We start from the raw sequence: 22750 nt of genomic DNA on the forward strand, positions 1-22750 counted from the left end.
AAATACACTAGAACACCCAAATAAATGTAATGTCTTTTTAATCGATCATTAAAATATGAAAAAAGAATTCTTCCTACAAAATTCAACTGATTAACTTAAAGACATCTAAATTACTACCTTAATTGCCCTCTATTGTTGACAACATATTTACCAACTATGAAAAAGAGCCTTACAAGGGTTCTTTTTTGTTATAATCATTCAAATTTCAATTCTATCTTGATACTTAGATTTCCACACAAATTACCTCTACTTTTTTACTCTCAATTATTAATTTCCATTCCAAATTTGTTTAAATTTGTGAATAAAATTCCCTCAACTAAAAATAATAAATACAACTAATCGTTATATATTAAAGAGGTGTCAATTTTGTCCTTAAATGAAGAGACCTTAGAAACTAAAACAGATAAAAACATTAAAAACATCCAAACAAGTAACTTAAAAGAACTTAAAAATACATTAAATACTATCTTTGATATTAGTGCAGATTTAATCGAACATCCTTTGCAATTAAAAACAACCACGAATATTTTACTATATTATTTTGAAGGCCTTACAGATGGTGTCGCTTTAAAAAGCAATGTTGTTACACCATTACTACAAGAAGTAAATGAAGACAGTCAAATATTTAATTCTAATATTATTGCTACTCATACCAAAATAGTATTTACATGGAATGAAATTAAAGAAGGATTACTTGAGGGTCAATGTGTTCTATTTATGGAAGGAGAAAAGCGGTCACTTCTAATAAATACAAAAGGCTGGGCAGAAAGAGCAATTCAAGAACCCATTTCAGAAGTTACTATTAAAGGCTCACATGATGGATTTATTGAGAATGCCACAAAAAATATAGGCTTAATTCGTCGATATCTTCCTTCAACAGAGTTAAAGATCAAAAAGCTGACGATTGGAGAACGAGCCACTTCAGTAGTTTATTTAATTTACTTAGGTGATGTAGCAAACGCAGATGTAGTCCAAGAAATAGAAACTAGAATCTGTAGAATTAAAACGGATGCAGTATTGAGTATTGGAGAACTATCTAATTATACAAAAGATCAAAATTGGACTCCTTTCCCACAAGCTTATTTAAGCGAACGCCCAGATGCCATTTCAAATCATATACTCGATGGAAAAGTAGCAGTGTTAATGGATAGATCCCCTGGTGCAATGATTGTTCCAATGAATTTAATTGGATTCTTTCAAACTCCAGATGATTATAATATTCATTGGCTCATTGCTTCATTTTTTCGCTTATTACGATTTGCAGGATTTATTATAGCTATTTTTTTACCGGCATTTTATATTGCTATAGTGTCTTTTCACTTTGAAATCATTCCTATAGATTTATACACTTCTATTGCAACGTCTAGAGTCAAAGTCCCTTTCTCTCCCTTATTAGAAGCTTTTATAATGGAAATCACACTAGAAATGCTACGTGAAGCTGGTATTCGCTTACCACAACCCATTGGACAAACCATAGGAATTGTTGGAGGGATTGTAATTGGACAGGCGGCTGTTCAAGCAGGTCTTGTGAGTAACGTTATGGTTATTATCGTATCTATTACAGCCATTGCATCATTTATTGTTTCTAATTATGATTTATCAAGTTCTATACGCCTTATTCGTTTTCCAATGATGTTATTGGCATACTTTTATGGGATTGTAGGTATCGTTAGTGGATTAATGCTCTTATTCGCTCATTTTGTTTCACTAACCTCCTATGGTTCACCATACGGATTGCCAATCGCGCCATTTCGGCTTCAAGAATTAAAAGATTCTTTTGTAAGATTTCCTATTTCTATGATTACCACCCGCTCGAGTACAGGACAGCCGAAACATAAAAAGAAAAAAGAAGGTGGTTCGCATGGGGAATCTTAAATTCCAAAACATAACTTTATTTGAATTTATTATTTTCATTCATTCACTGCAACTTGCATCAGGTATGTTAATCATGCCAAGCCCACTTGCTACTACGGCTGGCACAGATGGCTGGATTTCTATCATTCTTGGCTGGATAACTACTTCTATAATCGGCGTATTTATTATATTATTGTTACAAAAAAATCCCAACAAAAATTTCTCACAAATCCTAAAAACGTACTTTGGTAAATGGATAGGGACAATTCTTTTTCTTTTATATGCCTTTTATCTATTTTTTGCTGGCTTTAATACTTTATTAAAGGCAACTGATATTGTAAAAGTGTGGATATTCCCTTCCACTCCTGCTTATCAAATCACCATATTATTACTATTACCTTTTATTATTTTGGCCCTGAGTGGGTTAAGGGCTCTTACTAGTTATTCTATGCTTGTTTTCTTCTTCACTACTTGGATGCCACTATTTCTTCTTTTTTCACTAAAGACTAACTACAACCCTTTACACCTATTACCTATTTTTAAAGATGGATTATACCCTATTCTAAAGGCAACAAAAGAAACCATTACTCCTTATGCTGGCTTAGAACTTGCATATTATATATACCCGTTCTTACAAAAAAAACAAAAAGCCATAAAAGGACTACTAATTGCGAATACTGGAACCATGTTTTTCTATCTATATGTGACTATTCTTTCTTATATATACTTTAGTCCGGAGGGAATAAAAGACGTAATCTGGCCAGTATTTCATCTGTTAAAAGGGGTTCGTTTTTCTTTCATGGAACGATTAGAAATTATATATATCGCTTACTATTTAATTGTATTTTCCACTACGATATATCCGTATTTATTTTTCAGTTTTAAATCTGTGACCATTTCACTTCAAAAAAACGCCCGCAATTGGGCGCTGCTTGCTTTTATGTTATTTATAGTTGGCCTATTTATTTTCCTAAATCCCGATGTGGATCAATATTTGTTTATATATTCTCTTATGGATATCTTAAATGTCGTTTTCTTTATTCTATTACCAATCTTATTTTTCGCTTACAGTATTCTTTTTACTTGGATTACTAGGAGGAAACAACTTTGATTCGAAAATGGATATGGATTGTAATTTGTTGTGTATATTTAATTGGTTGTAGTCAGAGAATTCCTCTTGAGAAGGTTTCATTAATCCTGTTAATTGGCTTGGATGGAACCCCTAATGGAGACATAAAAGTTGGAACAAGCATACCACTCTTTCATCATAAACAGCCAAAAAGCACTATAGAACATTGGACACAAGCATCTACTGTATATACTGGATTCAGTAAAATAGATACGAAGTTAACTGGCTTTATGACAGCTTCCAAAGCTGAAATCATTTTAATTGGGAAAAAATTAGCGCAAGAAGCAAATTGGTTGCAGGAGCTTGATTCCTCTTATCGTGATCCTTACGCTACCATTAATGCTAAAGTAGTACTTGTAGATGGACCTGCAGAAGAAATTTTTAAAATTCACAAGCCTAGTAAACCATCACTTTCATCTTATATAAATGGTGTAATCGAATCGTCAATTCAAAATAACCAATCCGTCTCTTCTACAATTCAACAATTAATGAGAGAACAAAATGAAGAAGGAATGACGCAAACTGTTCCAATTATCAAAAAAACAAAGAATGAAATCGACACAGTAGGAATTGCATTTTTAAATCGCCGAGGGAAATACTTAACTCATATCCCTAAAAAAAATGTTAAATTTTTCAATCTTATAAATAAGCCAAAAAGTAACGGCCGAATGATACTACACCTTGCGATTCCTCCTAAAAAATCCAACAAAAAGACAAACACATCTATCTTCGTACAGAACGCGACAAGGAAGGTAGATGTTAATTATCAAAACGGAAAGTTTGTATTTAATTTCAATATATATGCTAATGTAGCTTTAATAGAAAAAACCAATGCGAATTTAATTAAGGGGCACTATGATAATAAAAAAAATATAAATAATTTAAAAAGTGCTATTCAAAAAGAAATTAATGATAATTTACAAAATATATTAAATGAAATACAGCAGAATAAAATTGATCCAATTGGATTATCCCTATATGCTAGAGCTTTTCAATATAAAGAGTGGAAAAAAGTAAAAGGAGATTGGTTGCAAGCTTTAGCAGAGGCTAAAATAAATGTAAAGACACACGTCAAAATAAAAGATACTGGGACCATTAGAAATTAGTCTAGCATTTAATAGCATTTCTCAAAGGAATCACATATTGTTCTAGTGATTCCTTTGTTCTGAAAGAATAATGCTTTGTTTTAATGAAAATATCTTTTCCTGTCAAAAAGCTTAGTTCAAAGAAAAACTTCCTATCTTCTTCTACTTAACCTATCTGAAAAGGAAACAAGGTGAAAATTTTAATAATTATACTGTGCTTTAACAAATTTATAACTATCCCCTTCTTGTAGCTACTCCACTAAAGCTCTTACTTATATATTGAGCCTCTGGTTTACTTTCTCCAATGGTGATAAATTCATCAACTGCTGATTCTATGCAAAAATAGCTTTTAGAATCAGCATTTTAATAAATTTTAGGTATTAAATACTAAGTATATTCGACACAAATTGATTATTTTTTATGAATTTTATTGAAAAACATTGTAAAATACCTCCATTTTTCCTTCTATTTTGCTATGATAGTTACAATTAAATAGGATTAAGATATTTCTATAGGATGGGGGAGTATATAGTGAGTGTTTCAGTAAAGGGAAATGAGCAATTAACCTCTCTATTGAACGACTGGTATCGATCTATGCTATCTCAACAGGTTGTAAAAGCTACTAATCTAAAAAAGAAAATTGATGAAAAAATTAATAAGTTAAGCATTGAGTCAAATCAAGAACGTCAGGATCAAAATTTGTTACTATATTACTCATTACTTGAATTTCGTTACACAGTCCTAACAGATAGCCTCGGTATTCAACAAAATAGTTTTGATGCTATTAGTGATTATGATATGCCTACAGACCATTTTCTACGCTTCTATTATCACTTTTTTAAATCCATTCATTCCACTTTTATATCAAGTTTTACTGAGGCAGAGGAACATTATAAACTGGCAGAAAAGATATTAGTAGACATTCCAGATGAAATCGAACACGCTGAATTCTACTATAGAATTGCTACTTTTTATCATCATACCTATAACATGCTCGCTTCTATTGAATACGCAAATAAATCGAGAGCAATCTTTACGAAGTACGAGGGTTATGAAGTAAAAACAGCCTTTTGCAATAGTTTGCTAGGTGGTTGCTGTATCTATTTAAAGCAGTACGAAAAAGCTGAAGAATATCTGCATTGTGCGATTGAATTACTACAGAAGAATAAGGAAGAAGATTCCTTGTTATACGTAAAAAGTACTATGGGGTGGCTGTATTCTGATCAAAGTATGTCTACGTTAGCTATTCGTCACCTTTCAGAAGTAACAGAAAAAATTCCTACACACTTCAAAGCTATCTTCCTACAAGCTAAGGAGCATTATAAATTAGGAGAACAATCCGCAGCTAGCAAACTCATTGGTAAGGGATTACAGATTTGCAGAGGAATTCATAACGAAGAATACACACACCACTTCTCTATTTTAAAAAGATTAAATGAAAATATTCCACTGGAAGAATTAGAAAAAATCATTCAAGAAGGAATCTTATACTTTGAGCAAGAAGAATTATGGGAATATGTTGTCGAATACGCCGAATTATTTGCCACAAAATGTAGACAATTAGAGAACCACCAAAAGGTAAGTGACTATTTCCATATTTGTTACCAAGCCAGAAGAAAATCAATTGAAAAAGGAGTGTTAAAATAATGAAAAAAATCAGCCTATTATTATCAGGTATTGCTTTTATTGGGGTTCTAACGGTGGAAATTTCTCAGTTTTATAAAACAGATCAGCTTGCAACCCATGGACATTATCCGGCTCCTTCATATAGTGTTGGCGATCATGGTGGTGCACCACAACAAAATTAATATAAGTGTATGTAAAGACCCTCCATTTGGAGGGTCTTTACATATCAAAATATGTATTGTTCTTTTTGGCTACGCCAAACCAAAATTCTTCTCTCACCTATCACCCTGCACCTCTTAAGGTAGGAGAACTCTTCCGGAAAATCCGTTAAATAATAGAAATAGACTAACTATTATATCTACCAACTCTTCATATGCAATATTACATACAAAGAGTCTTTAATATTTTGTTATACTGTGTATGTGGATTTTTCATCCGAAAATCCTCTTAAACGCATATATATGTATATGCCACCCTAATTGATGGAAGTGAGAAGAATGTTTATCATTTTTCTCACTTTTTTTATTTAACTTGTGGGCTTGTACTTAATTCTTTAGTTATTTTAAATAATAAAACCTCAAAAAGAGAATTCGCTTTTCAAATTCAACCTATCGAATGAATTATTGTCTAATAATACCAAGTCATCTTTATCAACTCATTTTAGAATATTTAAACAATAATTCCATATACATTCTCTGCATAAATTATTCATTTTCTTTTATATATGACCTACTTTTTTAATTCTGATAAATTATTAAACATTGGATTATTATACACAACCCAAAAAACATGAGGTATTTTGTAGAGATTTGTCTATCAATATGTATGTACACCCTTTTGTAGTGGATATAGACTGTGAGGTGTAAGGAGATACCTTACAAAATAATGAAAAGGAGATTGTAAAATGAGTAGATTAACAAAATTCTCAAAGTTAGTATTTTCAACATTAATTATGGGAAGTAGTTTAAGCCTCTTTGTTTCGTCACACAATGTACAAGCTGACACCTTAGATCCTAATTACCAAGACACTCAAAAATTTATACCACCTTCTAGTGCTATAAAATCACTGAAACAAAAAAATACTATTGTTCCTGAATCAAAAATTATTAAAAATCATTATGTAAAGTACTCTAAAACACATTTCCAATCTAAAGAAAGTATACCAAAAGAAATTTATTATTCTTCAGAAGGTTTTAAGGGCTTTATACAGGCAAGTAACGTTTTAGATATGGGAGATCATTTCATAACGTTATATTCTGGAACTGTTATTCGATGTTAGATGTTTAATTCTACCTCTCCAAATGCTTATAACAATCAATAGCTCACTACCAATAATGTAATAGCTATTGTAAAAAAATAAACCACAAAATCTTTCGATTTCATGGTTTATCAAATATAAAGATAATGCTAAACGAATACTCTAACATTACCTTCCCCAAAGTTAATTATAGAGTATTTTCAAAAAAAAGACACTCTTGTAGTGTCTTTTTTATAATATGTTGATTTACTCTCATCTTACGTTTGTTAAACTCATATATGTAATAATACATATTTTTTTGATTGTATATTATGATATACTCTCATTGTGAGCTGATACATAATTTCTTTAGATTGGAAAACTAAAACCTCGTTTACCCAATTTGGGGGCGCCTTATGGCGTCTTTTTTTATGCTATTGAAGTAAAAAACAGGACCGTAATATCATTGTTTAAAAAATTGTATACTTTAACAAGAATTTCGCCTACTAACCCTTATTTTTGCGGCTAATTATTTGTTTCAACATAATAATTTTCCATCTCGTATATGCAATAAACAATGATAGCTAAACTCCAACTGGCACCATAATAATCATGTGTGTAGAAGTCATAACCTGCCTTAATACCTTTTTCTATTACAACCAACGTAAATCCTAATGCCATCCATTTGTTAATTTTCATCTTAATAAACGTTTTAGCTATAAGTATTAAAAATAAAATATTTGTAAGGCAGTTTATCATTAGCTCATATTTTGGAATGTATACTGCCATTATACAAGCAATGATATTAGTCGCAATGCCCAAAGCAACCATGGCTCCCCAAATCCTGTCCGAAAGTCCCACTCCTGATTCAGTCCCTTCCTTAATAAACATTCTTACCCTTATTTCGTTCCTACACCCTATTCAAGATATGCTGTATTATCCTTATCTGATGAATATTTAATTATCTTTTCATATAGAGCAAACAAAATTTTCACTCATAATTTTTTCTTTATCAGGCAAACTAGGTTTAAGCCGTTTGAACTAGCGGCTTCACTCTTCTGGTAATGGGGTAGCAATTTATAGGAATTGACTAACTCATTCAGTCCCTTGGCACCGGCAGGCGACAAAATTGTTGTCTGCCATTTTCATGTATACTTTTTCTGATTCCATTCCAAACTATATGTTTGCTGTACCGATTTTAAAAAGAGCGGGATTTGATTTTTGAATAAGTAAAAAAGATAAAGCTCAGTCCACTTTTGGTATAGGACTTTTTCTTTTTACATATACTATTTTTGAGCCTTTTTACCAATACGTGTCGTCCTATTGGTGTCTTAAATTCCTCCTAAAAAGGGCGGCAGCTACGACTGCATGCCCTTTTTTATTTATATTGCTGTTCTATATCCACAATAAGCTAAATGAAAACTAAAAATGCACTATTACATATTTTGTTCAGTCCAGATTATGTTAAAATTTCCTATGTTGTTTATTTCATAGTCGAATTATGGTTTCGTATCTAATTCAACAATATGTGAGCTGTATACCAAAAGAAAAGACACCCAAAAGGTGTCTTTTCTTCTTTTAATCTAAAAAACCATTTTTCTTTTTCAGGAAGATTAATTATCTCACTAACCTAAAACTCTAATTCAAATACCTTTTGATTACGGTACTCAAAAGGTTTCATCTATATTAACATGTAAATAGTTCACTTCCTAATCATATTTCCACCACTATATTTGATTTCTCAAAGATTTTCTGTCTTGTTCTTAATTTTGTCAAAATCCTCATATAGCTATACAAAAATTATATGCTATTATGTTTTTAAGAAACTATGTGTTCCCTTAACCCTGTATCCGACCCTGTATTTTTACAGGGTCTTTGTTTATTTTATTTACTTTCATTAGCTTATAAGAGTTAATACACACCAATTTCAATTAAAATCGTTTAAATGTTAGTGAGAATTTGAAATGATAAATCTATTAGCTTTTTTGACAATTGTAATCTAATACTAGATATCTCAATGTATACTACACTAAACACCAATTAACACTATAAGCATAGTGTTAACTATCTTAATTGAATATTAGTAATAGTAAGTATAAATATTATCAATTTACTATATCTTACATTTATGTAAAAATAGATGTATGTTAAGCTTTTTCAAAATCTTTCCCCTAATAAAGATTTGAAGTAGCATTTCATGATTCTCCTTACAGTTAATATGCCTTGAAAAAGAACCCTATAGGGTTCTTTTTCTTCTTATTACATCCACAGTAGTTACCTATTTAACATACAAAAAGGACTGACAATTACTTGCAGTCCTTTTTGTACCTAAATATACACTTATATTAAGTACTTAACTCTTTATTTTATTTGGCATGCATATGAACTACACATGTCATTATCATTTAGATACATAACACTTCCAAATTTAGAAGTACACAATAACAAATCTTTCCCAGCTTCCAGCTACATAACTATTAGCTGTTAATTCTCTACCGCCATTTGCTGATATAAATCTACCATTACTTAGCGCTTGTAATACATATATCCTATTATCTCCACCATTATACAAGATAAACTTTTCCCATGCCCCAATTGATGTACGATCTGCTACTACTCTACCATTTGGCTCAAACGAAACGTACTTGCCATTACTTTTCGCTTTTAAAGCATACGTATATAATTCCCCAGTCGGAATTAACTCGAATTTCTCCCATTCATTAACTGCATTACGATTTGCTACTACATTGCCCGATGGCTCAGCAGACACATATTGTAAATTTGCAGCTTGTATAGCAACAGTCCAGCTTCCATTAAATAGACTCACACCTTTTAGTGAACCCGTATTTGATTGGTCGGCTGCCAATGCATCATTCGATGGGGTTATCATCATTATCATTAGAACCATTGGTAACACCATTAAAACTAACTTTTTAAAGATCTTATTACCATTTGCATGAGCTATGAACCTCTTCATTCTCATTCCTCCCTTAATATACAGCACTCATATACATCATACCAAATATGTAAAATATTGTAATAAGAGAGCGTCTTTATCAACAAATACCTTATTATTCTGTTTCTTTTTTCTCAAATCTATAGCACCTAAACATCACTCAGTCCTCAAACATATTTTTAAAATTAATTTAACTTTATATTAAATAAAAGCCAAATAGCCGTTCATAATGAACGACTATTAAGCATCTAACTAAAAATTTGAATATTTTTCATGTTAATCTATTTTGTTTAATCCCGTTGAAGTAACTTGATAGATTCTTTTTTTGCCTATATATTCTTGTTTATTATTCTCAAGGTTAGTAAGTATAGCCCGAGCCTTTTCATTCACTGCTTCTCCTTCTATATGGGTAAACTCAATATAATCTCCCACTTTGACTGGCACAGTTTGGCTTTCAGCAGTTTGCTGTCTATTTCCCACTATTTCCTTATTGTACACAACACTACCGGATGAATTCTGTACTTTGATACTCGCATACGTATTATTAAAATAAGAATGTGGTACGCCTGCTTCTAAATTCACCTGTATTTTCTCTGTTACCCTATTATAATTTACTTTTGCAATTTCTCTATCACTATATCCTTTTAAAGACCAACTAAATTGATTTCCATCTAAAACTGTTGTTTCTGGCATTTTTTCTACTTTCTTCAGACCTTCTTTTGTAATTTCGTACATTGCTTTTTTTCCAAAGCTTTCTTGTTTACTATTATCTACATTTGTTAAAGTAGCTCTATGCACACCTTCTAGATGTGTTAACTCAATATAATCTCCTACTTTAAATGGAACTTTTTGCGATTCAGCATTTTGTTGTTTGTTTCCATAAATATCTTTATTGTATACTACTTTGCCTGATGCATTTTGCACTTTAATACTCGCATATGTTTCATTAAAATAATGATGCGGTACGCCTGCTTTTAAGTCCACTTGCATTTCTTCAGCCGACTTATTAAAATTGATTTTAGCAAACTCAAAATCACTTATTCCTTTTAGTGACCATGCAAATTGATTTCCATCTAAAATTGTTGCTTCTGGCATTTTTTCTACTTTTTTCAGGCCTTCTTTTGTAACTTCGTACATTGCTTTTTTTCCAAAGCTTTCTTGTTTACTATTATCTACATTTGTTAAAGTAGCTCTATGCACACCTTCTAGATGTGTTAACTCAATATAATCTCCTACTTTAACTGGAACTTTTTGCGATTCAGCATTTTGTTGTTTGTTTCCATAAATGTCTTTATTGTATACTACTTTGCCTGATGCATTTTGTACTTTAATACTCGCATATGTTTCATTAAAATAATGATGCGGTACGCCTGCTTTTAAGTCCACTTGCATTTCTTCAGCCGACTTATTGAAATTGATTTTAGCAAACTCGAAATCACTAATCCCTTTCATTGACCATGCAAACTGGCTTCCTTCTAAAATATTATTTGCATTAGGCACATCTGGTTTAATCGGATTAGAATCCGTCCCCTTCCAAATCTCTGCTGTTAAAATCGGATATCCTAATGCAGCCACTTTTTGAATGGTATCATTATTTGGACGTAATCCCCACTTCTCAAAGAAAGGCATCAAATTTTGTTTGGCTACTTTTGATGCTGAGATCATAAATAATTGTTTTTTATTTTCATCAGTTTGTGGAAGTTCATTAGAAGGCATATCTCTATACAATTGATGCAGTTTAGGATAGAAGTCTTCTCCATATGCTAATTGTAGTTGCCAAAGCATAACAAGCTTAACAAAAACATCACTAACTTCGTCATAATTTTTATTAGGTTGTTCTAAGTATTGAAATGCCTTAGTATACGCACCCTCTTGTTGCAATCTAAAAGGTTGATTAGATGTAAATGCTTTTTCTACAGAAAGGCTGTAAATATTATTTTGTACTTCTGTCATATTATAAAACTTCCATGGTGATTGCTGTCTCAAATGGCCTGCCTCATGCCAAGGACCCCAACCATCTTTTATAAATTTATTAATATCTAACACGTATTGAATTGCATCTCCTACATATGCAGTTCGATAAGAAGTCGCATACATATAATAATCTAGTGAATGATTTTCTTCTACGTAATGAATATAATGCTTGTCTGCTTGTTCTTCGGATAATCCAGCTACTTTGTCTTGAATTCGGGTAGCTTCATCCATCTTTTTTAAGAGTTGTACAGGATCTGTATTAGAACCTAGCAAATATTTCTTAACACGTGCAGGGCTGGCCGTAATTAATACACGTTCTCCTTTTAGCTCCACTGCATGTGCATTTGGATATTGGTTCAGCATGTCTATTAAATCTTGTTTTGTATGCTTGCCTAGTTCAAAGAGAGGAGTAGTCGTTCCACCAGTTGTGACCGTTGTTCGAATGGTACCACCTTGTTGTTTATTGTAAAAATAAATCATTCCTCCATTTTGCGATTGGATTGTGTTTATACCTGGTTTTAATGTAAATGATTTTATTTTAGAATCTTCTCTCCAAGAAGCATCATACGAATACGTTCCAATATATGCTTGAATATTTTGATTTCCTTCTACATTAATCGTTATTTGTTCATTTGGCTTTGCATATAAACCAGTCGGTTCATATGGACTAAATGCCATACTTTTTCTTTCCTGTTGTTTCAGTACCTCAACATCCCCTTTTCCTGGGACTGTATACGTTCTGTTTTCTGATTTAACTGAATTTTCATCTTGAAGTGATGTCGATATTTTATTTGGCTGCTGCGTTTCCTCTGCAATGATATCTGTTGTAGAAATCATTCCAGTTGCAAGCATAGTTACTGTAGCGGTGGCTGCAAGTATTTTTCTCGTTTTATGTTTTGAATTATTCCCCATATTTTCTCCCTCATTTTTCCTTAATGCACTTAAGGATTTTTGTTTTTTTATGTTTTTACAACCCAAGCTATTCATGCTATCTATGTTGTATCTTTTAATCTATTTTTTCTCATAATAATCTCCTTTTCTTTATTTATCATTGTATACAAATACTATTTGATGACACATTAAATAACAAATTTACGATAAACTCATCAATAACAAACTATTATGTTTTGATTCAATACCCTTAACTTCCATCTAATTGTATAAATGTATTCATTTGGCGAAATAAGTAAATAAATTTCAACATTTAAAGCTTATAATCTAGCGAAAAATTCATAAAAGTTTTTTAACTTCAAAGTTTTAAATAATTGCAACCATATTTATTTAAACTTCCTCAACTTTTTTCTAAGCTATTCTCTAAGAATCTTATTATTTATTGTAAATAAACCAAGTTGCTACTCTATATGTAAAAGAAAGGTGGAATATTTAATATGACTCCGCTTTTTTTGATATAAAAAGCATCTAATTCTATTTGAATTAGATGCTTACATTTAGTTCTTAAACCAATCATTCTAAACTACTTATGCCCCTGTAAATCTTTTTTTATTACATCCCATAGTGGATTATCTTGACGTATCGGTTTACCCTCTTCGTCCCATTTTATTTTTCCTGTTCCCAATTCATAATTCATTCCCGTCCATGTGTCTTCACGGAATGCATAGAATGATTTATGCCAACCTTTTTGGTTGAAGATAGAAATAAGATCTTGCATGTATTGGGTAGCTCCTGGAACGGTACGGTTAATTCCAAACTCCTCTGCGATAATTCGATTAGATGATACATGATTTTCCTTAGACCATTGTTGAATCGGCTTTAAAAATTTCTCTAATCCCTGTTTATTCCACATTACAGGTTTCTCTAAATCCCCTACTTTTACTAATCCTGGATATTGATATTCCTTGTTTTGTTTTTCACCTTGACTCGTTAATTCATATGGTTCATACATATGAAATGCGTAAAGTGTTTTTTTATCCTCTACTGGGCTTAAATATTTAAAGGCCCATGGAGTAGCATATAAACCTGAATCTAAAATAATCGGTGTTTCTTGGTCTACTTCACGGATAGAATTAATCACCTTTTCATAGAATTTATTTAAATCTGCTGTCGTTCCTTTCACTTTTGCATACCATTTCTCGTAATCTTCCGTCCAAAAATCATTATATCTATTATTTTTAGCTGTTTCTGGATGCGGTTCATTTATAATATTATAACCGACCACTGCAGGGTGATCTTTTAGTTCCAAAGCAAGGTCTTTCCAGAATTGACTTGCTTGTTCTTGATACTTCTCTTCTTCCCATATTCTGTCGTCATTCTTGTTATTATTAAATTGGCGCCACCGATCACCAGGAAAGGATAACATTGTAAGAACAACTTTCATTCCCTGTGATTGTGCGGCATCTAAATCCGCTTTTAATTTTTGTAGATCCTCCTTTACTAATCCCTGATAGTTATTCTGCACTACCTATCAGAAAATCCTTTCCAGAGGTATCCGGTTTACCCTCAAATAAAAAATCTTTATCCTTTGCCCATTTATCAGGTGCTAAACGAACATATTCAATATTAGCTTCTTTTGCACTTTTATAGTTCTCGGGTAACGACGTACTATTCATGAAATTAGTACCCTTCCTTTTCGAATCCCAAAAACTAATTTTTGAATCGCTCTTGTAATAGGTATCAGCTCTTATATTCATTTCCTGCACTCCAAAACTCATCATGCCTAACAACGCAACAATTGGTAAAATTTTTTCACAACTTTTCCTTCTTTCTCTTTATATTTTACACACATAACATACCTGTGTTTTGTTACAGGAATATGGCAATTTTCCAAAAATACCTTTTATGTTTATAAAACGGAAGGTCATTCACTCATAAATAAAAAAGAAATAATTAGGAAGTTGCTTCATTTTCTAAAAAACAAAAAAGGAATCCTTTATGGATTCCTTTTTGACTTGCACTCTTTTTCAAATAGTGCATTTTTGCACCTACTTTTAGTATACCTTACAATTCTTATAAAATAAATAAGATTAAATAAAATTCACTTCTATATTTTCATAAAACATCACACATACTCCCTTATAATTTTACAGATAAAATAGGGTATTTTAAAACTCATCTCTTGAACATTCCTTTAGTTGCTCCATAGCAATTTTACGCGCATGTTCCTCACTATCTATCAAAGTCAATCCTTGTGATATATAACTCCAAAATTCAGATCCACAATCCTCCATCCATCTATAAGCTTCTGTTGTGTATAGCCCATCTTTTCTTTTAATGATTTGAACCTTATAGTTTTTACTTGGAGAAAAAAACTCTTGTATAACCTGCTCCATTTATGAAACATCCTCCTTAAATCTATTATTTGAAATTATATTTTCACATAATCTCGTAATAGAAACTTCTTTTTACGATAAATTACTATCACTTTTTGAAAGGATAATATACCTTACATCCTCCCATCATTTTCTTCCTGTACTAACCAATATAAATGATACAGCTTATATCCTAGAAATTTCAATAACATTTGGCCGTTACTTCTCTCTGTCGTTCTACTTATTTCTACTACATATAATTAAATATTTTTTCAGAAACCACTTCATAAAAGAACATAAGTTCGTGTATAATAAGAACAAGAATAAGAACAAACGTTCTTGTTATTATTAGGAGGAGTTATAGTGTATGACTATTCAATTTTACCGAATAGAATCATTTTATGTGTTGATCTTCGTAGCTTTTATGCTTCTGTTAGTTGTATCAAAATGGGATTAGACCCACTTCATACAAAATTAGCTGTAGTCGGTGATGTGAATAGGAATGGGTCCATTGTTTTAGCCGCAACTCCACCTTTAAAAGCAATGGGAGTAAAGAAGTTGGCAAGGCTATACGAGATTCCTCGGCAAAAAGATATTCTTATTGTGAATCCAATTATGAGAACCTATATTAAGTGCTCCAATTACATAACGAAGTTAGCTCTACAATATGTTCCTATTGAAGACTTTCATCAATACAGCATCGATGAATTATTTATGGATATTACCGATAGCATCCATCTATTTGCTCGGAATCCAAATGAATTTGCATTACAGTTTAAACGTGTAATATATGAACACACACGAATTGAATGCACAATCGGGATTGCACCTAACCTATTGATGAGTAAGGTAGCTTTAGATATTGAAGCAAAGAAAAATAAAGACGGAGTCGCTTATTGGACATACGAAGATATACCTACAAAATTATGGAGCATACGACCGCTTAGTAAGTTTTGGGGAATTTCGCATAAAACAGAAACAAAATTAAATCAAAAAGGAATACATTCAATTGGTGATTTAGCTAATTATCCTCTTAAATATTTAAAACAAAGCTTCGGTGTGATTGGCGAAGAATTACACTTACATAGTAATGGGATTGATTTTAGTCGAATTTCAGAGAAATATGTTCCGGTTACAACTTCTATAGGAAAAAGCCAAATTTTAATGCGTGATTATACAATAGAAGAATTTCCGATTATCCTACTGGAACATACCGAAGAAGTTTGCTATCGATTAAGACAACAAAACAAACTTGCTCAAACCGTTCAATTTTCAATTGGATATAGTAAAAGTTATTCGGGTGGCTTTAGCAAAACACATACCTTAAGCCGTCCCACCAACTTAACCATGGACATTTATCAAGTTTGTCTATATTTTCTACATCAACAATATACTGGAGAACCAATTAGAAGTATTACTATTTCTCTAACAAAACTAATTGGTGAAGGAGAAGAACAAATTTCCCTTTTTGATAACATCATACAACGAGAAAAAGAAATAAAGCTAACGAAAGTAATGGATGAAATACGCACAAATTTTGGAAAAAATAGCATGTTAAGAGGAATTTCCTATACAAATAATGCAACAGCAAGATACAGAAACACACTGCTAGGGGGACACAAAGCATGAACAACGCTAATATGCCAAAAGGCAGAGGAATGGTAAAATGGACGCCGTTTGCAGCAATGCCAGAACAATTCGTCGGAATACGTGAAATGATCAAAGAGAAAACTAAAGTATCGCGTCCCACTTTAACCTCTGAAGAGAAAGAACTGATTGAGAACATGTTACTATGTTCGTTGCTATCTGAAGAAGAGATATTAATTACATATTATGAAGATGGTTATTTACTCACCAACTATATGACCGTTATCGATATAGATTCATTACATAGCTCTATCATATGTACTGATGCTTTCTATAATAAGATGACAATACAATTTCCGAATATAATAGACGTAAAATAGATTTAGGTGATTATCTTTGGAGTATTATAAAGGAGAATATAAAATGCAAGGGAATCAGATAAGAAAGAATACAGCGAGAACAATTACTCATAATGATATAAATAACTATCCCTATTTAAATATACCTATGATTATCAATGAGAAAAATGGAATAACTTACGAGGTTTTAAGCGCTGGTTTTCATAATAATGATGCAGTAGCGATGATAACGACAGACGGTTTCGCTACAACTAGGGTAAATACACCGATTGTAACAGTAAAAAACAATGATGGTAGTATCCAAGTATTCCGCTTACCTTTAGAATTGGAATATTGGGTACTTTCATGTATGTGTGCTGCTTCAACAGGGAGAAATCCGTTCCCATGTAAAGTTACTTTTGGAATCATTGATACTAAATTTCATGTAGAATTCAAGTGAAAAAGGAGCAAATTAATTTGCTCCTTTTATCTTTATAGGATTTTTAACTTCTATTCTTTAACATACTACCTAGTATTCTATCCTAGAATCTGAACTTATATCTTAAATCCACCAATTAATTCTTGAAGTTCTTCGGCCATCTGTGCTAATTGTATTGCTGAAGAATTTATCTCTTCCATGGAAGCATGTTGTTCTTCAGATGAACCGGCTATCGTTTGCATACTTGAAGAATTCTCTTTCACAGCCATAGATATTTGATTAATTGATGTATCGACTTCCATTACATCACTTGTCATTTTATTTGATAATTCCACCATACCATGTACTTTTGACACGATATCATTTGCAGATTTTGAGATTTCATAAAAACTTTGTTTTGTATCATTCGCAACCTGAATCCCTGACTGCACTTCAACTCCTACTTCATTCATAGCTTTTACAGTCTCATGTACATCTGCTTGTATTTCATTAATTAAACTTCCAATTTCCATTGAAGATTCGGATGATTGCTCCGCTAACTTCCTAACTTCGTCAGCAACAATTGCAAATCCACGCCCCTGTTCTCCTGCTCTAGCCGCTTCAATTGCTGCATTCAATGCTAATAAATTTGTTTGTGCTGCAATATTTTGAATTACTTCTAATATACTTCCGATTTGCTGCGATTTCTTATCTAATAATTTAATTACATTATCAGATTGAGAAACAGAATGATGGATTGACTGCATTTGTGTTACAGTTTGTTCTACTAATTGTTCACCCTCATTGGCTTTTTGTTTTGTGTATAAGGATGAAGCCGATACTTCAGAAGCATTATCAGCTACGCATTGAATGTTTCGTGTTACCTCACCAATTAATTTCGCTCCAGACGCCACTTCATTATTTTGAACTTCTGCACTATTCGATATTTCTTCCATTTCTTTTGTAATTTGTTCTGTCGCAACACTGGCTTGCTCTACGCTAGCGGTTAGTTCCTCAGATGAAGCAGCTACATGTCCTGCAGATGTGTTAATTTGAGAAATTATATTACGTAACGACTCTGCCATTGTATTGAAACTACCACCTAATTGACCAAGTTCATCCTGTGAACGAATATTTATTTTCTCAGTTAAATCTCCATGACTAATTCTTTGAGCTGAAATAACTAATTGTCTTAATGGATTAATAATAGATTTAAGAATGAAGAAAATTACAATTCCACCTAACAACAATGAAGCCCCTATTATAGTGAGTGTTTTATAAAAAATAGGATTGGTAGCTTCTTCAATTTCTTTAATAGGCATTACACCAGCTATTTTCCAACCTGTTTTTTTGTTTGTTTTAAAGCTTATGTTTCGATCCTCACCATTAAGGCTATAAGTAATTACTCCATCTTCTTTCTTGTATAGTTCATCTGCTAATGATTTCTCTAATTTCTCACCTGGCTTAAGTGTAGGATGAACAACTATAGTCTTATCTTGACTTACTATAGATACAAATCCTTGTTTTCCTATTTTTATCATTTTAGAAGTTTTTACAATATCATTAATATTCAAATCCACACCAATGACACCACTTTTATCAGCATTTTGCTTTGCAATTGCTATTACCATATTGCCTGTAGCCTTTGATTTATAGGGGGGCGAAACAATAATCTCTCCATTAGCTTTTACTGCATCCTTATACCAACTACTTTCTAATGGGTTAAATCCTTCAGGTATTTTTCCTACAGGTGCATGAATAAATTGATTATTACTGGATGTAGTATAAATTGTTTCTATCTCTGGATGTAACTGTATATATTGATCAAATTTACCTTGTACATTTTGCAATTGGTCAGCATTATAATCACCTTGTGTAAGTATCTTTGCAAAATGAGTTACATCTATATGTTTATTTTCTAATTCATCATCAACTATCTTATTTAAAATACTCACATTATCTTTCGCAGTTTGTAGAATTGTATCATTAAGGTCTGTTTTCGACTCATCATAAGATGTTATTCCCACAATAAGACTAGGTATAATTAATATTGCAATAAATGCCATAGACAACTTCGTTTTAAGCTTCATTTGTTCCAATCTTTCTTTTATTTTAAACACTCTCTACTTCTTCCTTTCATTCTTACAACTGATTTAGTTTATTTAATCGTTTGCTCCTTTATTTTTTCTACATTGATTTATGGTATTATTCAAAATGAAATTACCGTTGCATCCTTTTACGCGCATCTTCTCATATAGCGATTTATTTTTTACAATTGAAGTTGTATCTATCCCCCTTTCAACTATGTAATTTTTTATAGTAAGCAATGTTGAAACTACAAATTATTCTACATTAACTGTAGAAACATAGACTTCATTTAAAAGATGATTTTTGGCTTTGATTGAATCAAAAATTTAATTTAGAACGATTCACATTAGATGAAATCCTTACCATACTAAATTCCCTTTAACTTAACTAAGTGAATTTATTCTTTGAATAACTATACTTAACAGCCTTATCCTTTTCACCACTCTGACCGCTTCGCTTTATTTATTCATTTATCTATTTACTACAGCTACTTTTATTTTATCGGATACTAAACCATAAATTCTAAATAGGAGAATAAAATAAATTGGAGGACTTCATTGTAACACGTATGCATAAGTTTTAAATATTAAAATTAAAAAATATATTTTTCATTATATTATCTTCATGAATTACTAATAATAGATTGCGAGCTTTTTTGGGCTAGCATCTAAATCAGGGTATTACTAAGATTCAAATGAATAACAGCACCAATCCATATGTATTTTGTGAAATAAACTGTTTTGAACTACCTCACTGCTGAATTACACTTGGATGAACCTTTATAGATTTTGCACATCTCGTCGCTCTATCATTTCCATCTAAATATCTTCTTACTACCATTACTTTTTCCTCTCGTGAAAATTTAACCATAAAAAAGTACACCCCAATTGTTGTTCGTGTCTAACATTTGGGGGTGTACATCAATTAAGGACAACTTGAATATCATTTATATGGACAATTAATTAGTACCTTTCTTTATTCCTCCACCATGTTTCAAATGCGCCAATTACTCTCAGCAAGACGGAACGAGAATTAAGCGAATATAAAGCTATTTATATCATAAAAGATTATTTTTCACTTCTTTATCAATCTTTACAAAAGACACCTAAGAATTAACAAAGATATTGTTTCGTCTGTTTAATCTCTTACAGAAAAACGGACGAAAATCCCATAGGTATAAAAAGAAAACATTCATTGATATCTTAGGCATCGTATATAATTTTTCTATCTCCCACAATCAGGTAGCGTAATCAAAAAAATTGAAGCCCGATAGGGTTTATTTAGTATGCAATTTTTTAAAGAACTTACACTGGATCTTTAGAAAAAAGAAAAAATCTTACATGAAATTAAACTTGTATAATATTAGCTTGATGGGCATAGAGCACCACCCACATTTTAATTATTTTATAGACCAAGCAATTCTCAAAAAATGATAGCACAATTTTAATTATGATTTTGATTTTAATAATGCGTTCTGAGACACTACTCTTCTTCTAAAATAGCGTAATAATATTCATCCCACCATTCATTTCCATGAGGTATACACTTCTTGAAATAGCCTTCTCTCCTCATTCCAATTTTCTCCATCACTCGATATGATGGGGTATTTTCTGGCTGACATGTAGCTATAATTCTATGTAATTTCATTTCCTTAAACCCATATTTCAATGTAGCTTGTGCTGCTTCAGAAGCATATCCTTTATTGAAATATTTAGGATTGAATACCCAACCAATCTCATAAGTATGTTCACCAAAATATTTATGAAAAACAATATGACCAATCAGGATATTTTCATCTATTAGCATCACAGGAAAGTTCTTAGCATTTTCACCCATATTTTTATTTACAAAGTTTCTTGTATCTTCTTCAGTAAAAACCCCTTCAGGTATGTATTTCATAACATTGCTATCTGATGTATACTCATGAACAGCTTCCCAATCCTTGAATTCAAATTTCCGTATTAGTAATCTTTCTGCTTCTATAAACATTTACTTTTCTCCCCTCAAAAAATCGTTACTTTATTTCAGATTCACATTTAATCTTTTAAAAAAGAACTTGCAGGAATCTCTACAAGTTTTTTTATATCAGGTGAATATATAGGACAAACAAACTATCTTACCGATTCATCATAGAAACTACAGGGGTAGTACTTTGACAACTATATTATATAACAAATATTAACATCCGCAGATTTTATTTTTGAAAATTATGTTAATTAAGAATGAAAGTATCCTTTTCCTTAACTATCCTAACTTCTATTCACTTAAATAAACTACTCAGTTTGATTTTTTAAAACTTCTTGAGAATGCGTAACAACAATTACACAATTAACTTCTTTATGCGCGAGTTCCTGGAACACTCAATAATTTTATTTGCTGTTGGTTCATCAGCAATAAATAAAACAACATAGCAAGATAGTGCCTAGCAATTACTACACGTTGTCGGTGTTTGCCACTTAATTGAATTAAATTAAATGAACGTTGCTGAGTATAAAGAATATGTTTACTTTTATTCTAAAAATTCTCTTCTTTAACAAGTTTTTTTGATAAAAATACACAAAAACCCAAAATCATGGGACTTTTATTAAGTGAACTGCTCTATTTGAATTTTAGTTACATAAATTTGAAACTTTCGTGCATACTATGTTTACTCCTTAAATTCATAGATGTAATGTTCTTATGGCAGTTAGCTTTTGCTAACTGCTTTTTATTATTAAGTATGTTCCAAAATGATGAATTCCTAACTATTAGGTTAGCTCTTGCTATCTACAAAAGGAGTTTGACGTTTTACTTAAATACCCTAAAGATACTCTACTCATATATTTTCCAATAAAAAAGGAGAGATATATAATCTCCCCTTCTAATCCATAAACTATATAATTAGCGAGTGAATCCTCCACCAAGTTGTTGTTCAGCCATTGCCACTAGACGTTTTGTGATTTCACCACCAACAGATCGGTTTGAACGAGCTGTTGCGTCTGCACCAAGTTGTACACCAAACTCTTGTGCGATTTCATATTTCATTTGATTGATTGCACTTTCAGCACCACGAACTAATAATTCGTTACGGCTTCCACTATTATTGTTTGCCATCATTACGTATACTCGTTAATTTTCATGTCTATACTGTTTAGAGAAGGTATTCCATGCCATTCGGATTGACCTCCAGCACATGATAAGTTTATAACCGTT

General features: G+C 31.7%; 16 protein-coding genes and 3 pseudogenes. 10 read left to right on the forward strand and 9 right to left on the reverse strand.

What is annotated here, in order from left to right; genetic code table 11:
- Window positions 1–366: 366 nt before the first annotated feature.
- From ACYVEC_RS24720 to ACYVEC_RS24745, 6 genes are all read left to right on the forward strand, one after another.
- Complete coding sequence (locus ACYVEC_RS24720) at window positions 367–1875, forward strand: spore germination protein (protein WP_460508819.1); 1509 nt, start codon at window positions 367–369, stop codon at window positions 1873–1875.
- Complete coding sequence (locus ACYVEC_RS24725) at window positions 1862–2965, forward strand: GerAB/ArcD/ProY family transporter (protein WP_063222328.1); 1104 nt, start codon at window positions 1862–1864, stop codon at window positions 2963–2965. Before ACYVEC_RS24720 ends, ACYVEC_RS24725 begins: the two co-directional genes overlap by 14 nt.
- Complete coding sequence (locus ACYVEC_RS24730; RefSeq protein WP_199677904.1) at window positions 2962–4089, forward strand: Ger(x)C family spore germination protein; 1128 nt, start codon at window positions 2962–2964, stop codon at window positions 4087–4089. Before ACYVEC_RS24725 ends, ACYVEC_RS24730 begins: the two co-directional genes overlap by 4 nt.
- Before the next feature lie 510 nt (window positions 4090–4599).
- Window positions 4600–5715 (forward strand): response regulator aspartate phosphatase, encoded by a 1116-nt coding sequence (locus tag ACYVEC_RS24735; protein WP_098556418.1) that lies wholly within the window; start codon window positions 4600–4602, stop codon window positions 5713–5715.
- Entirely contained in the window at window positions 5715–5876 is a 162-nt protein-coding gene (locus ACYVEC_RS24740) for a hypothetical protein (protein ID WP_075309146.1), read from the forward strand. The genes ACYVEC_RS24735 and ACYVEC_RS24740 overlap by 1 nt, the downstream gene beginning before the upstream one ends.
- Before the next feature lie 722 nt (window positions 5877–6598).
- Window positions 6599–6973, forward strand: a complete 375-nt coding sequence (locus ACYVEC_RS24745; RefSeq protein ID WP_199677905.1) for a hypothetical protein — start codon at window positions 6599–6601, stop codon at window positions 6971–6973.
- A 483-nt stretch (window positions 6974–7456) separates the two neighbouring features.
- Here ACYVEC_RS24745 and ACYVEC_RS24750 read toward each other — a convergent pair whose 3' ends face one another.
- From ACYVEC_RS24750 to ACYVEC_RS24770, 5 genes and pseudogenes are all read right to left on the reverse strand, one after another.
- On the reverse strand, window positions 7457–7792 hold the full coding sequence (locus tag ACYVEC_RS24750) for a hypothetical protein (protein WP_063222338.1): 336 nt from the start codon (window positions 7790–7792) through the stop codon (window positions 7457–7459).
- Window positions 7793–9359: 1567 nt separating this feature from the next.
- Window positions 9360–9908: a fascin domain-containing protein gene (locus tag ACYVEC_RS24755; RefSeq protein ID WP_063222333.1), complete on the reverse strand. Its 549-nt coding sequence runs from the start codon at window positions 9906–9908 to the stop codon at window positions 9360–9362.
- A 255-nt stretch (window positions 9909–10163) separates the two neighbouring features.
- Window positions 10164–12773 carry a putative mucin/carbohydrate-binding domain-containing protein gene (locus tag ACYVEC_RS24760; protein ID WP_460508825.1) on the reverse strand — a complete coding sequence of 870 codons (2610 nt, stop codon included), beginning with the start codon at window positions 12771–12773 and terminating at the stop codon, window positions 10164–10166.
- A gap of 562 nt (window positions 12774–13335) precedes the next feature.
- Window positions 13336–14604, reverse strand: a pseudogene (locus ACYVEC_RS24765) (glycoside hydrolase family 5 protein).
- 316 nt (window positions 14605–14920) lie between these two features.
- The gene (locus ACYVEC_RS24770; protein ID WP_063220989.1) at window positions 14921–15148 is read right to left on the reverse strand and encodes a hypothetical protein; all 228 of its coding nucleotides are present in this window, start codon (window positions 15146–15148) and stop codon (window positions 14921–14923) included.
- A gap of 342 nt (window positions 15149–15490) precedes the next feature.
- Here ACYVEC_RS24770 and ACYVEC_RS24775 point away from each other — a divergent pair, with 342 nt between their 5' ends.
- Genes ACYVEC_RS24775 through ACYVEC_RS24785 form a run of 3 tightly spaced genes read left to right on the forward strand, consistent with a single transcriptional unit; the run spans window position 15491 to window position 17512 of the window.
- Window positions 15491–16756, forward strand: a complete 1266-nt coding sequence (locus tag ACYVEC_RS24775; RefSeq protein WP_199677907.1) for a Y-family DNA polymerase — start codon at window positions 15491–15493, stop codon at window positions 16754–16756.
- On the forward strand, window positions 16753–17094 hold the full coding sequence (locus tag ACYVEC_RS24780) for a YolD-like family protein (RefSeq protein ID WP_063220987.1): 342 nt from the start codon (window positions 16753–16755) through the stop codon (window positions 17092–17094). The genes ACYVEC_RS24775 and ACYVEC_RS24780 overlap by 4 nt, the downstream gene beginning before the upstream one ends.
- A 43-nt stretch (window positions 17095–17137) precedes the next feature.
- Window positions 17138–17512 carry a hypothetical protein gene (locus ACYVEC_RS24785; RefSeq protein WP_063220986.1) on the forward strand — a complete coding sequence of 125 codons (375 nt, stop codon included), beginning with the start codon at window positions 17138–17140 and terminating at the stop codon, window positions 17510–17512.
- Between the two features lie 95 nt (window positions 17513–17607).
- Here the strand turns inward: ACYVEC_RS24785 and ACYVEC_RS24790 are convergent, their stop codons facing one another.
- Entirely contained in the window at window positions 17608–19590 is a 1983-nt protein-coding gene (locus ACYVEC_RS24790) for a methyl-accepting chemotaxis protein (RefSeq protein WP_199677908.1), read from the reverse strand.
- Window positions 19591–20489: 899 nt separating this feature from the next.
- Between ACYVEC_RS24790 and ACYVEC_RS24795 the strand changes: the two are divergent.
- Window positions 20490–20808, forward strand: a pseudogene (locus tag ACYVEC_RS24795) (IS4 family transposase); the annotation flags it as partial.
- A gap of 232 nt (window positions 20809–21040) precedes the next feature.
- Here ACYVEC_RS24795 and ACYVEC_RS24800 read toward each other — a convergent pair.
- The 3 genes and pseudogenes from ACYVEC_RS24800 to ACYVEC_RS24810 form a co-directional block, all read right to left on the reverse strand.
- Complete coding sequence (locus ACYVEC_RS24800) at window positions 21041–21547, reverse strand: GNAT family N-acetyltransferase (RefSeq protein WP_000469438.1); 507 nt, start codon at window positions 21545–21547, stop codon at window positions 21041–21043.
- 284 nt (window positions 21548–21831) lie between these two features.
- Window positions 21832–22030: pseudogene (locus tag ACYVEC_RS24805) on the reverse strand (ABC transporter ATP-binding protein); the annotation flags it as partial.
- A 408-nt stretch (window positions 22031–22438) separates the two neighbouring features.
- Window positions 22439–22651, reverse strand: coding sequence for an alpha/beta-type small acid-soluble spore protein (locus tag ACYVEC_RS24810; protein WP_048525519.1), 213 nt, complete (start codon window positions 22649–22651; stop codon window positions 22439–22441).
- Window positions 22652–22750 lie beyond the last annotated feature (99 nt).

This window comes from Bacillus sp. MN7755 (genome assembly GCF_054771475.1).